Origin of the sequence: Paenibacillus alginolyticus DSM 5050 = NBRC 15375, from assembly GCF_000422905.1 — a bacterium.
Classification (GTDB): domain Bacteria; phylum Bacillota; class Bacilli; order Paenibacillales; family NBRC-103111; genus Paenibacillus_E; species Paenibacillus_E alginolyticus.
This window is the reverse complement of sequence record NZ_AUGY01000072.1, coordinates 31,336-44,166: the sequence shown is the minus strand read 5'-3', so window position 1 is coordinate 44,166 and position 12,831 is coordinate 31,336. Positions and strand designations below refer to the sequence as shown.

The window sequence follows — 12,831 nt, the reverse complement described above, 5'->3', positions numbered from 1 at the left end:
AAGACGAAAAAAACAAAGAGAAAAAGCAGCTGGATGAGCTGAACAAAGGGATGGAAGGCACGATAGAAGATTGGCTCGGAATGAATGATCCAGATGTATTTATTGATTACGTGTGTTTAGAATGTGGGTGTATAGACCCAGTTCCCGATTTCATCGTGGATGAATGTTCATGGGGAGATGAAGATGGAGAAGAACCGACTTTCTTTTGCCCTGCATGTAATGGGACGATGGTAAGAAAGGAAAAGCCGAGGATTGAGTAAAACCGTCGGCTAGAAATGTTTATTCACCCGTAGGGTGATTTTGTTCTTTGAAGAGGGACACATAATCCATTGGGTGGGGCTTCCGCTAAAAAAAATTAATTACCATTTAATATTCCGGCCGCGAAGAAGCCATATTAAGATACAGAAGTACATTCTGTGTGAAAGAAGGAAAGAAAATGCTGCGAATGCTTGGGAAACTGTTTTTGAAGTTACTGTTAAATGGAGTTTTTTTAATCCCTCTATTGATGTATTTAACCCAAGCCACACTCACCGAGGCGTTCTTTGCAACTTATACTTTTTCTCTTATGTCTTATGTTGCAATTGATCAATTATTTTTAAGAGTTACCAACAATGGGGTTGCTACCTTAGCAGATGTAGGACTAGCCTTTGTTTTCTTTTGGTTGGTCGAGAAATTCTTTTTTCATTGGTCCATAAACTTTACGACTGTGGTGATAGTTGCATTGGTTTTTGGCATCATAGAGTTCTTTATGCATAGCTATTTTCAGAAAGACAGGGGCAGGCTTGATCGACATAGTTTTAGTGATAAATAAACTTAAATTTGTATCTTGGTCCTGTAAAATTAGAAACAGAAGGAAAATTCAGATTCTGAGCTTTCCTTCTGTTTTTTAACAATTTGTTTTAAATTTCAAGATTTACTATTAGTCATGCAATTCGATATTCCCAAAACCGCGTTCATTGGACAGTAACGAGTTGTTCCTGTAACAATTGGCGCTAATCCAATTAAGCCCCACCAACTTTTGTAATACACCCCAGCAAGAACAATAGCGGATCCAATTGTAATTCTTATAACTTGCTCCGTTTTCCCAACGTTACACTGCATAATAAAACCTCCGAAGGATAATTGATAAAAAAACAGCCATAGACAAAAAATACGAATGCTGTTGTATTCACAGCACACATTGAATATGTTGTCCTGTTCTAAGTCAAACAATCAATCAAATGAGTTTGTAATTTCAGGAGTTGACGAAAATGAAAATCTTGTTTATAGTAGCGATATACCCATACGGGTATAAGTAATGACGATTTATAAAGGTGGTGTAAAAATTTCCGAACTATAGGTATGAGGTAAGAGAATTTTTTTTGCAATTTTATATACCCATATGGGTATATAATTGGCTTTAATATGTAATGTGGAAAGGCAGTGCCTTATGGATTTAACATGGATCATAACTATTTTCATAATTGGATTTTTGGGCTCGTTTATTTCAGGAATGGTGGGAATTGGTGGTTCCATTATTAACTATCCGATGTTGTTATTTATACCAGTGGCACTAGGATTTACTGCTTTTACCGCACAGGAAGTATCTGCAATTAGTGCTATACAGGTGTTCTTTGCAAGTTTAATGGGAATGCTTGTGTTTCGAAAAGGGGGATTTCTAAATAAAGCTTTAGTGCTTTACATGGGGTCTTCAATTATCATTGGCAGCTTTATGGGGAGCTTTGTATCCAACACATTATCAAGTTCAATCATCAATCTCATCTATGCCATTTTGGCGCTGATTGCCACGATTATGATGTTTTTACCTAAACGAGGAACAGATGTCCAAGATGTAAGTGAAGTTACATTTAATAAACCATTAGCGGTTATTTTAGCTTTAATCATTGGGACGGTATCAGGGGTCGTAGGCGCGGCGGGTGCCTTCATAACGGTGCCGGTAATGTTAGTGGTTCTTAAGATCCCAACGAGGGTTGCTATCGCTTCATCCTTAGCTATAACTTTTATATCCTCCATTGGATCTACAACCGGAAAACTATTAGGAGGGCATATGCTTATGGTTCCATCAATCGTACTTGTCGTTGCAAGTACGATTGCATCACCGATTGGAGCTAAGCTCAGTAAGAAAATCAACACGAAGATTCTTCAATGGATTCTGGCTGCTTTGATAACGGCAACTGTCATTAAAATTTGGTATTCTATTTCGCTTTAGAATCAACTGACTTTAACCTTCGGAGGGAACAATAAATGAATGATAAACAGGTACATGGAATGAATGCTGCAAAGCTAGCAAAAAAGGTTTTGAAACAAACGCCTATTTTTATTTTAGATGTTCGGAATGAAAGTGACTTCAACGATTGGAAAATAGAAGGTGAGAATGTCCATATTATCAACGTGCCTTATTTCGAACTTCTTGATGGTGTAGATGAAATTCTTGATCAAATTCCGGATGACCAAGAGGTTTTGGTTGTTTGCGCGAAAGAGGGTTCATCCAAGTTTGTAGCTGAACAGTTGGTCGAAAGCGGAAAACAAAACATTTCTTATTTAATTGATGGTATGAAATCTTGGAGTGAGTATATCGAGCCTGTTAAAATTGCTAATTTGAAAGACGGGGGCACCCTGTATCAATTTATACGATTAGGCAAAGGTTGTCTGTCTTACATGGTGATTTCTAATGGTGAAGCTGCCGTTATTGATGCGGTTCGGACTACCGCGGTGTTTGAGGATTTTGCCAAAGAAAATCATGCCGTCATCAAACATACCCTTGATACACACCTTCATGCCGATCATATTTCAGGCGGCCGGCAATTAGCTGAGAAAACGGGTGGATCTTACTGGCTTCCGCCAAAGGATGCTACAGAGGTTGTGTTCCACTATGAGAAGCTTGAAGAAAGCAGCCATCTTGTCGTTGGCCAAACAGAAATTAACATCCAGCCGATTTATTCTCCAGGTCATACGATTGGAAGCACATCACTTATTATTGATAATCAATATTTGCTTTCCGGGGATATTCTATTCGTGAAGTCGATTGGCCGCCCTGACTTGGCTGGGAAAGCAGAAGATTGGGTCGCTGACCTCAGAACGACATTGTATGAGCGATATAAGCAGCTGTCTGAAGATCTAATCGTGCTTCCTGCCCACTTTGGTACAATTGCGGAATTAGGTGATAGAGGGCAAGTAGCTGCACGTCTTGGCGATTTGTTTAAAGAAAATCCTGGTTTAAACATACACGACGAATCCGAATTCAGACGCACCGTTTCTGAGAATCTGCCGCCACAACCGAATGCCTATCAGGAAATACGCCAAACGAACATGGGGAAAATAAGCCCGACAACTGAGGAACAGCGAGAAATGGAAATTGGACCAAACCGTTGTGCCGTTCATGATGACAAAACAAAATGATTATATGGAGGAATCAAAATGCCTAATAAAACTTATAAAGAGCTATTGCCACACGAAGTTCTAGAGCGAATCAAACAGAAAGAGAATGTAACCATCCTTGATGTCCGGGATCACGACGAATGGGAATCTGGACATATATATGGCGCCAAACATATTCCTCTTAGCCAGATCGCTCGAGCACTTAACGAAATAAAGCCAAAACAAGAAACGATCATTGTTTGCCGCAGCGGTAATCGAAGCGGAATGGCTTGTGATTATTTATCTTCTATGGGTTATCACGTTACGAATATGACTGGTGGCATGTCCGAATGGTCTGGCGAAGTGGAGTATGGGAAATAAATCAATTCAATAAATAATAATGGAGGTCTTTAACTTATGACTGCATTGCATGTAGATCGCACGCTCGAGTGTGAAGGACTGGCTTGTCCACTTCCGGTTGTTCGTACCAAAAAGGCAATAGATGATATGAATCCTGGCGAAGTATTAGAAATTCGTGCGACGGATATAGGATCGATAGCAGACCTAAAGGGCTGGGCAAGTCGCACAGGACACCAATACATTGGGTTAAAGGAGGAAAACGGCATCTATCGTCATTTCATTCGCAAAGCTGAAGCATCCGGGATCAAAGTGGAGATGAAATTTCCTCATACCGCAACGAATGATGAGTTACAAGCAAGAGTAGAAGCCGGAGAGAAACTCAACATTCTTGATGTAAGAGAGCCGGCAGAATATGCTTTCGGACGGATTCCTGGGGCTATATCACTCCCTTTAGGGGAAATCGAAGTGAAGATGACGCAGCTTGATCCACATAATGAATATTACGTCGTATGTCGTACCGGGAATCGTAGTGATATGGCATGCCATATGCTAACGGAGCGAGGATTTAATAATATTAAGAATGTAATACCCGGTATGTCTCAGTGGGTTCATTGCGAAGAAAAGGACTAACTGAATTTACAAATCATAAGGAGGAGTTTAATATGGTAGATTTGATTGTTGACGCCAAAGGATTGGCATGTCCATTGCCGATTGTTAAAGCAAAAAAGGGCATCGATTCTTTGGAGTCGGGACAAGTTATGGAATTGCAAACGACGGATAAAGGGTCGATGAAGGATTTCCAGGCCTGGGTCAATCAGACCAAACACGAGCTCATTGATGCAAAAGAAAAAAATGGGGTTTTTACATTTACGGTAAAAAAAGGATCGTGACTTATCTAATTGATAAGTGATTTATCTAAAAATTGGGTGTCAAATTTTTTTTGAATACTTAATATACCTATACGTGTATAACTATAAAAGAAGGATGTGGGAAGCATGGGAGACAACAAAGAGAAAACAACAATTGTCCTTTTTAGCGGAGAGCTGGATAAAGCTATTGCCGCATTTATTATCGCGAATGGAGCTGCCGCCTATGATCACGAAGTCACGATTTTCTTTACCTTTTGGGGACTGAACGTACTTCGTAAAGATCAAAAAATTGCGGTGAAAAAGGGATTCTTGGAGAAAATGTTTGGAAAAATGATGCCTCGCGGAGCTGAGAAGCTTGGAATTTCCAAAATGAATTTCGGTGGCATGGGGCCAAAAATGATTAAGCATGTAATGAAAAAGCATAATGCGTTGTCGCTTCCGCAATTAATTGAGTTAGCTCAAGAGCAAGGCGTTAAACTGGTTGCTTGTACAATGACAATGGACTTGCTCGGTTTGCAGCAGGAAGAATTGCTCGACGGCATTCAATATGCGGGTGTTGCGGCATATTTGGGTGATGCCGCTGATGCTAAAGTAAATTTGTTTATTTAAGCCTTTTCTTCGCCTACCTTCATATTGTTTTCGTGAGTCATATCAGCAATAATATACCTATACAGGTATCAATGAAAGGAAGGCAGAATATGAAATACGATGATGATGTGAAAAAGAGATTAAGGCGTGTTGAAGGACAAATCCGGGGTATTTTAAAGATGATGGAGGAAGAACAGGATTGCAAGGATGTTGTTAGCCAAATTTCAGCAGTCAGGAGCGCCGCGGACAAAGCCATTGCCCTCATTGTTGCGGTCAATTTGGAACAGTGTATTCTGGAGGAAATAGAAGCTGGAAGAGATTCGAGCAAAATGGTCAAACAGGCCGTTGAATTGTTAGTTAAAAGCCGGTAAGAGGATCAGGAAGAGGTTGCGTATGGATTATACATCCATTTTTAATATCGTGGCGTTAGCGTTTTTAGTCTGGTTTATTTATTCCAGGTTTGCAAGCTTAAAAGGTCTAAACAATCTATCACCAGATCAATTTCAGGAAGAATTGAAGGGAAAGCGTAATTATGTTTTGATTGATGTACGTGAACCCGGCGAAGTAAAACAAGGCTACATCCCAGGTGCGATCAATATTCCGTTATCCCATATGAAACAAAAAGTTGGCGAAATTCAAAAAAATAATCATGTATATCTATATTGTCGGAGTGGAATGAGGAGCAAACAAGCAGCAAGAATTCTAAAAAAGAATGGTTTTAACGAATTATCTCATTTACAAGGCGGAATTATGTCCTGGAAAGGGAAGTTAACCAAATAAACAAAAAATCATTAGCCCTTGTGGGTTAATGATTTTTTGATTTACATAAGTTTGATTGATTTACACATACTTAATTTGTTGCCACTTTGTAATGTTCTACATAACCCTCAAGCGCGGGTATGAATTCCTTTTCATAATGATCATGCGGTTGCCTCAGAGCGTTTTTTATCCTTGTAGTGAAGATATATGCCAGCAACGATACATAATAAAATGACACCTACAGCAGTCCATTGTGCGGTTGTCCAATGAAATAAATATTTTGGAGTATCTCCTCTTAGCATTTCCAGCATAAATCGACCGGCGTTATAGACTGAGTTTGTGATTAAAAATAAGTATCCTCGTTTCATTTTTCGCTGAAGAAGAATCATGACAAGGGCAAAAATAATAATGTCCATTTGCCCTTCCCATACTTCTGCAGGGTAAAGAGGCTTATCCCCGTATGTATCTCTTGCAATAGTGCCTTCAGGATAAAGAATCCCCCAGTTTCCACCCGTAGGATCTCCGAAGGCATCGCCATTCATCAGATTTGCATCTCGTCCAATACTTTGTCCTAATATTAATCCAGGAGCACACAAGTCAGCTAATTCCCAAAAAGACAATTTATGTTTTCGAACATACCAAATCCCGACCAACACGGCTCCGACTATTCCCCCTTGAATCGAAAGGCCGCCATGCCAAATGGCAATAATCTCTCCAGGATGCTGGGAATAATAACCCCAATCAAACAAGAAAACTTGCCAAAATCTTGAACCAACAATGGCACCGATCATCATAGGGATTAATAAATTTGAAAGATGATTTGCTAGCTCATGTTTCTTTTGCAATTTAGCTAAAGTAAGAGTTACCCCATAGCCCAATATTATGGCAAGAACAAACAAGATACTGTACGAACGAATCGGAAATGAACCTATGAAACCTAAATATTGAAGCAATTTGATGGCTCCTTTGCTTTACGGTATGCAATAATTATAACACTATTATAACCTTGTCCTAAATTATATTTAGAGGTATTTCTTATTTCCATTTAACCTTAAATTATTTTTGAACGAAATGGAGGTGGGTGAATATTCTAATGTGTAGATTACGCAATAAAGGAGAAGTGTTAAAAATATGTATTACACCTTACAAGCGCCCACTTACGTCCCGTATCAAGGTTACCCGGGGCATTTCGCACGCAGTGAAGATATGGTGCTGAATTTAATTCTTCAATCCATTGCTGGAGAAAGAAATGATGAGCTCTTCTATCAAGAGTTGATAAGGCTTGCTCCTACGGAGAAAGAAAAGGAAGTTATTACAGGCATTAGAGATGACGAGAGAAAACACAATCAAATGTTTCGAAATATTTATACGCAACTTACGGGTACATCACCTACCGGAATAGAAGCGACGGAGCCGATTGAACATGTTAGCGATTACTTAAGCGGTATTGAGAATGCCTTATTCGGTGAATTAAAGGCGTTTGAAAAGTATCGTACCCTATATTTGAACATTCGACCAGTATACCGCAATATGATCTTTGAAATCATGACCGATGAGATAAAGCATGCTAGTTACTATAACTGGCTATACGCGAAAAACAAAAGTTAAAAGATAGTGTCCTTCGGTGCCTCTCATTGCAATATAAAATACCCCAGGAGCTTTAATAAAGGAGCACTGGGGTATAAAATCAAAGATCCATTTCCGGTGGTTCCTCTAACCATCCTTTGGACATCATAAGTTTGGCGCCTTCCATTGTATATTCGAATACATCTTTAGCGAATACCCCTGATTTCGCTATCATATCATTACGTAATACAAAAGCAGCACTAAAGCCTTGAACTCCAAGACTAAACCCACCCAAAAGGTATGTACAATACATCATCAACTTTTCGGAGAAAGGCGCATTTGTCGAATTTGTAACTGTACCTCCCTGTGTGGCAGGTGGTTGAATATTATTCTGAAGAAGGATATCTGTGGTTTCTTTTAAAATTTCTTTCGAAAGTTCTTGCCCTTTTGTAAAATATTTTTTCACTTCTTCATCTTTGGCACATTGGGCAAAACCCATCATCAATTGCATACCAGAAATATTTGTCTCAATGGAATGATACAGCAACCCGAACTCGACAGTATTTATTGATCTCTTATGTCCAAAAAGATTAGTTCCTTTCATGTATGCTTTATCAGTTATATAACCAACTGATTTCGGCATGTTCGTATAATTCGGGCGAGGAAGAAGATCTTTTTCTAGAAGATATTGTGTAAATTGATTATAATAGGTCTGCGTTATATCAGTAAGTTGCTTATAAAGCGTAACAATGTCTTCGCGATACGATATTGTCATGTGGAGTACATACATACCCATACTTATTTCTTTTAGTATCCGACAGAACATAATATCAAAGCCGTTCTCATATAATTTTGGCGCATCCAGATTAACATCTTCCTTACTAAACCCGATTGGGGGCACTGCCCCATCATTTTCTAACATCTTTGTTATTTCGATGACCTTTGGATGAAGTTTTTCCCACAATCCAGACATTAAATCCTTGGCCTTTTGATCTTCCGATTTCGATATAAAGTACTCCAATATGCGAAGAATCATTGTTTTTTTTTGGTAAGTTGTCCATAATGCACCGAGTTCCGCTGCACTCATTTTAGATTTTTCTAGCATCAAAGGATATCCTCCGTATTTATGTTTTTCGCTTCACATTTTCGTATTGAAGATAATATGTGTTCATTCATATGATTTATTCATATATCACTAAACGTACCGTAAAAAACAAAGGACCTCCCCCTAATGGCGGAAGTCCTCAGTAATACGTGTGAGCATCTTCAAGGTAGATACCCCATTGGTTGCATGCACGCTACTCGTCTTTCTTCTGCTGCAGCGCAGCCATCAATTTGTCAGCCAGCGAGCTGCCCAGCTGGGTTTGATCGGAAAACTTCTCGATCAGCTGACGGTTCGCTTTGGCAGAGGCGCGACGGCCGCCGCCGGTGGATTCATTGTCTATTTTCTCCACGACGTTGCATGGACGGCATTGAAAATACTTGCCGGATTTGCCGGAGTGGATTTCCATTTTCTTGTGACACTGCGGGCAGCGGTGGTTGGTCAGTTGTCCGTCAGCTTCGCGCTTATAGGAGCATTCGCGGCTGGAACAAACGAGATAACGGCCTCGTTTCCCCTTTACCTCTTGAAGAAACTCCCCGCAATCTGGGCATTTGCTGCCCGTTAAATTATGCGGTTTATAGGCCGCAGAACTTTTCTTGACCTCATCGACCAGCTCGGCTGCTTTTTTGCGGATACCACTTAGGAATTGCTCCATGCTTCCTTTGCCTTTGGAAATGCGTTCTAGCTCCAGCTCCCAGCGGGCTGTAAGCTCAGGAGAACGCAGTTCCTCCGAAGCGAGCTCTATGAGCTGAGTGCCTTTCCCAGTCGGAACGAGTAATGAGCCTTGACGTTCAATGGTGTCGGAGGACACAAGCTTCTCGATAATGTCAGCGCGGGTAGCAGGTGTGCCGAGGCCCCATTTTTCCATTTGAGAAAGCAAGGAAGCCTCGTTGTACCTGGCAGGCGGTTTCGTTTGGCGGCTTAATTGACGGGCGTTACAGACGGTTACGGCGTCTTTTTCGGCAGCTTGGGGCAGCAATTGAGCTGAGTCTCCATCAGACTCAGTTTCTTCCCGATCTGGATCGGTGAAATCAGTGGCTCCATACACGTCTTTCCAACCGGCTTGTTTAACCACTTTACCCGATGCATACAGCTTCTCTCCGGCTATTTCCACAGTCAGCTTGGTTTCATCATAGCGGCAGGGACCGCAGAATAAGGCTAGGAATCTCCGCAAAATGAGATCATAAAGACGGCGTTCGTCAGCGCTTAAGGTGGCGAGCGAAATGGCTTCACCGGTTGGAATAATCGCATGGTGGTCGCTTACCTTGGTATCGTCGACAATGCGTTTCGTAATCGTTAACGGTTTGCGTATAAAAGGAGCCGCTAGCGCTGCGTAGGGGCCAATGGCTGCGCCCTTGAGCCTGCCGAGCAGGGTCGGCACCATGTCCGAGGTCAAGTAACGTGAATCGGTACGCGGATAGGTGACCAACTTGTACTGCTCATACAATCTTTGCAGCACATTCGACGTCTGCTTAGCTGAAAAACCAAACTTGCGGTTGGCATCGCGCTGCAATTCGGTTAGGTCATAAGCAAGCGGATGCGGAATCTGCTTCTCGGTTTTCTGCACGTGCAGGATTCTGCCGCTCTGGCCCTGCAGCTTTGCTTTTAAGGCATCTGCGCGCTCGCGGTCAAAAATGCGCGTATCGCCTGTTTTGGGGTCTCGCCACACCGCGCGGAAAGAGCCCAGATCCGCTTCGATCAACCAATAGTCGACGGACCGGAAATCCCGGATTTCCGCCTCGCGGTTGATCATCATGGCCAGCGTGGGCGTCTGCACACGCCCAGCAGACAAGGACGCGCCGAACTTGCTGGTCAGCGCGCGGGTCACATTCAGGCCGATTAGCCAATCGGCCTCGGAACGGCAGACGGCTGCTTGATACAGCCGGTTGTAGTCCGTGCCCGGCTTCAGCTGCGCGAAGCCTTCGCGAATCGCCTGATCCGTCTGCGACGAGATCCAAAGCCGTTTGAACGGCTTCTTCCAGCGGATCAGCTCCATAATCCAGCGCGCGACGAGCTCGCCTTCGCGCCCCGCATCTGTCGCAATGACCAGCTCTGCTAGGTCACCCCTGCGGCTGAGCTGTTCGATCGCACGGTATTGCTGCGATGTTTCCTTCATCACCTTAAGCTTCATGCGCTCAGGGATGATGGGGAGATCTTCCAGATTCCAAGTTTTGTACTTGGGATCATAATCATCGGGCTCGGCAAGAGTAACGAGATGGCCAAGTGCCCAAGTGACCACATATTTGGCACCTTCATAATGGTGTTTTTGCTTTTGGTTGCATCCAAGGACACGGGCAATTTCTTTGGCGACGCTTGGTTTTTCGGTGAGTACAAGAATTTTCATAGGGAAAATGACCTCATTTCTGCTTACAAATTAGCATAAGCGAAAAAAGCACGCTTTTCAATGCGCAGCAGTTCGAAACTGAAGATCGAATCTATTCGGATGAGAGCTTTTTTATGTCGCAAAAAAGGAGAAAATTGTCTGTTCTTGTCCTAATATAAGGGTATAATGATGAAATAAGGGATGAAGAGGAGCAAAAATCGGAATGAGACCCATGTTTTCCTATTTTTCTAATCAAACGATAAAAATGAGGTTTCAATTATGGATCGTAGTTGTCATTGTGACACTAACCCTCTCCATAATTGTCCCTTTTTATTTTATAGAGCAGAAAGATCGTTTAGATGAAGCAGAAAATCAGTTAAAGCAAGTAATCACCTTGCAAAGTCTGTATATTGAAAGATGGAATCAGGAAAAACTGGATACAATTAAACGCTTCGCCGTATCCGACCATGCAAAATTTCATCAAATAGGCGATTTGAAAAGAGAATTTCAAAATTTTTCACGTGTGAATTCTGAATTCTTGTCGATTGCTTACGTAGAAAAAGATGGGTTTATTCGTTCGGATGCAGATCCAAATATTTCGTATTATGTGGGAGATAGGCAGTATTTTAAACAAGCGCTTGAGAAGAAAAGCTTTGTCTCCGGCGTTATCATATCCAAAGATTCAGGAAAACCTGTCATAACGTTCTCCGCCCCCGTGCTTGGCGACCATAATGATTTCAAAGGTGCTGTGCTGGGAATAGTAACACTGGAAATGCTGAATAGTTTAATGAAGCAGCTAAGTTTTGGTGACACAGGGGAAGTCTATGTGTTGGATTCGGAAGGGAATATTGTCACAGCCTCAAATGATACAAGCAAAAGCGAAGAATTCGTCAATGTCCCGATGAAGACTGAAATTATGCAGAGAGCCAAGACAGGGAGCACTTCGAATGACTCCTACATTGGATTTCGCGGTGAAAGGGTATACGGTCAGTATAAATGGTCTACGGGAAAAAGCTGGGTTGTCGTTGGTGAGATCACACAGAGAGAAGTATTTCAGAATTTAAATCAATTAAGTATAGCGATTATTATCATTTCACTTGTAGCTCTTATTCTTAGTATCGGTGCAGCCGTTACGATTGCATCTAGAATTGAGAGACCGATTCGATACTTGCTTCGCGGAACCAAAATTATTCAGAACGGGAACTACGACTATCAGATTGATGCGGATAAAATTAGAATGGCTCCGATTGAATTGCGTATGTTGGTCAATACGTTCAACCTAATGTCTGATAAACTCAAGGCGAATATATCTCTACTGGAGCATTCTGCATTGGTGGATCAATTGACAGAGATTCCTAATCGCCGTTATATGATGCAAGAAGGAAATAAACAGCTTCAAGCCTGTATTGCTGCTGGGCACATGTGCTCGGTTATGATGTTCGATATTGACCATTTTAAGAAAATCAATGATACCTATGGGCATTTGGTGGGTGATCGCGTTCTTCATCACGTTGCTTCTATACTACAGCGGCTTTCGGGAACAGATACGATTGTTGCACGCTATGGAGGCGAAGAGTTTATCCTGCTTGCGATGCGTAAAAATGCACAAGAAAGTGTGTCTTTAGCAGAGGATCTGATACGACATATCATGGAAGAACCATACACGGATGAGCAGGTAACCGTAAAACTGACAGCGAGCATAGGGATAGCTAAATATTCTCCTACACTGGAGTTCGGTACGATGGTGCTTGAAGATATGGTTTCTAGAGCAGATCATGCCCTCTATCGCGCGAAATCTGGTGGAAGAAACAGAGTAGAACTAGATCGATGATAGGTATTGATCTAGTTTTTTGCGTGGAATTTGATGGTCAGAAATTTGAGGGTTTGGTGTATAATAGTCAAAGAGT

General features: G+C 41.7%; 16 protein-coding genes. 12 read left to right on the top strand and 4 right to left on the bottom strand.

Annotation, left to right across the window (positions count from 1 at the left end; all coding sequences use genetic code 11):
- Both G519_RS51095 and G519_RS47855 read left to right on the top strand, forming a co-directional pair.
- Positions 1–260, top strand: a 260-nt coding sequence (locus tag G519_RS51095) for a hypothetical protein (protein WP_051253725.1), incomplete at its 5' end; no start/stop codon positions are given.
- A gap of 158 nt (positions 261–418) precedes the next feature.
- On the top strand, positions 419–811 hold the full coding sequence (locus G519_RS47855) for a DUF2512 family protein (RefSeq protein WP_127528080.1): 393 nt from the start codon (positions 419–421) through the stop codon (positions 809–811).
- A 95-nt stretch (positions 812–906) separates the two neighbouring features.
- On the opposite strand, the gene G519_RS0127245 is transcribed toward G519_RS47855, so the two are convergent.
- On the bottom strand, positions 907–1,101 hold the full coding sequence (locus tag G519_RS0127245) for a YgaP family membrane protein (RefSeq protein ID WP_029197389.1): 195 nt from the start codon (positions 1,099–1,101) through the stop codon (positions 907–909).
- A gap of 328 nt (positions 1,102–1,429) precedes the next feature.
- Here G519_RS0127245 and G519_RS0127240 point away from each other — a divergent pair, with 328 nt between their 5' ends.
- From G519_RS0127240 to G519_RS0127205, 8 genes are all read left to right on the top strand, one after another.
- The gene (locus tag G519_RS0127240) at positions 1,430–2,209 is read left to right on the top strand and encodes a sulfite exporter TauE/SafE family protein (RefSeq protein WP_029197388.1); all 780 of its coding nucleotides are present in this window, start codon (positions 1,430–1,432) and stop codon (positions 2,207–2,209) included.
- 35 nt (positions 2,210–2,244) lie between these two features.
- The gene (locus G519_RS0127235; protein WP_029197387.1) at positions 2,245–3,399 is read left to right on the top strand and encodes an MBL fold metallo-hydrolase; all 1,155 of its coding nucleotides are present in this window, start codon (positions 2,245–2,247) and stop codon (positions 3,397–3,399) included.
- Positions 3,400–3,417: 18 nt separating this feature from the next.
- Positions 3,418–3,738 (top strand): rhodanese-like domain-containing protein, encoded by a 321-nt coding sequence (locus G519_RS0127230; RefSeq protein WP_029197386.1) that lies wholly within the window; start codon positions 3,418–3,420, stop codon positions 3,736–3,738.
- Positions 3,739–3,774: 36 nt separating this feature from the next.
- Positions 3,775–4,347: a sulfurtransferase TusA family protein gene (locus G519_RS0127225; RefSeq protein WP_036633878.1), complete on the top strand. Its 573-nt coding sequence runs from the start codon at positions 3,775–3,777 to the stop codon at positions 4,345–4,347.
- Between the two features lie 32 nt (positions 4,348–4,379).
- A complete protein-coding gene (locus tag G519_RS0127220) occupies positions 4,380–4,607 on the top strand; it encodes a sulfurtransferase TusA family protein (protein ID WP_029197384.1) in 228 nt (75 codons plus the stop codon).
- 105 nt (positions 4,608–4,712) lie between these two features.
- Positions 4,713–5,195 (top strand): DsrE/DsrF/DrsH-like family protein, encoded by a 483-nt coding sequence (locus G519_RS0127215; protein WP_029197383.1) that lies wholly within the window; start codon positions 4,713–4,715, stop codon positions 5,193–5,195.
- An 89-nt stretch (positions 5,196–5,284) separates the two neighbouring features.
- Positions 5,285–5,545, top strand: coding sequence for a metal-sensitive transcriptional regulator (locus G519_RS0127210; RefSeq protein ID WP_029197382.1), 261 nt, complete (start codon positions 5,285–5,287; stop codon positions 5,543–5,545).
- Between the two features lie 22 nt (positions 5,546–5,567).
- Positions 5,568–5,954 carry a rhodanese-like domain-containing protein gene (locus tag G519_RS0127205; protein ID WP_029197381.1) on the top strand — a complete coding sequence of 129 codons (387 nt, stop codon included), beginning with the start codon at positions 5,568–5,570 and terminating at the stop codon, positions 5,952–5,954.
- Positions 5,955–6,094: 140 nt separating this feature from the next.
- Here G519_RS0127205 and lgt read toward each other — a convergent pair whose 3' ends face one another.
- Complete coding sequence (gene lgt / locus G519_RS0127200) at positions 6,095–6,886, bottom strand: prolipoprotein diacylglyceryl transferase (RefSeq protein WP_029197380.1); 792 nt, start codon at positions 6,884–6,886, stop codon at positions 6,095–6,097.
- 178 nt (positions 6,887–7,064) lie between these two features.
- On the opposite strand from lgt, the gene G519_RS44750 reads away from it, so the two are divergent.
- Positions 7,065–7,541 carry a ferritin-like domain-containing protein gene (locus G519_RS44750; RefSeq protein WP_051253723.1) on the top strand — a complete coding sequence of 159 codons (477 nt, stop codon included), beginning with the start codon at positions 7,065–7,067 and terminating at the stop codon, positions 7,539–7,541.
- 79 nt (positions 7,542–7,620) lie between these two features.
- Here the strand turns inward: G519_RS44750 and G519_RS0127190 are convergent, their stop codons facing one another.
- Positions 7,621–8,604, bottom strand: coding sequence for a DUF3231 family protein (locus G519_RS0127190; RefSeq protein ID WP_029197379.1), 984 nt, complete (start codon positions 8,602–8,604; stop codon positions 7,621–7,623).
- Positions 8,605–8,797: 193 nt separating this feature from the next.
- Complete coding sequence (locus tag G519_RS0127185; RefSeq protein ID WP_029197378.1) at positions 8,798–10,945, bottom strand: DNA topoisomerase III; 2,148 nt, start codon at positions 10,943–10,945, stop codon at positions 8,798–8,800.
- Between the two features lie 202 nt (positions 10,946–11,147).
- Here G519_RS0127185 and G519_RS0127180 point away from each other — a divergent pair, with 202 nt between their 5' ends.
- Positions 11,148–12,755, top strand: coding sequence for a sensor domain-containing diguanylate cyclase (locus G519_RS0127180; RefSeq protein WP_029197377.1), 1,608 nt, complete (start codon positions 11,148–11,150; stop codon positions 12,753–12,755).
- Positions 12,756–12,831: the final 76 nt, after the last annotated feature.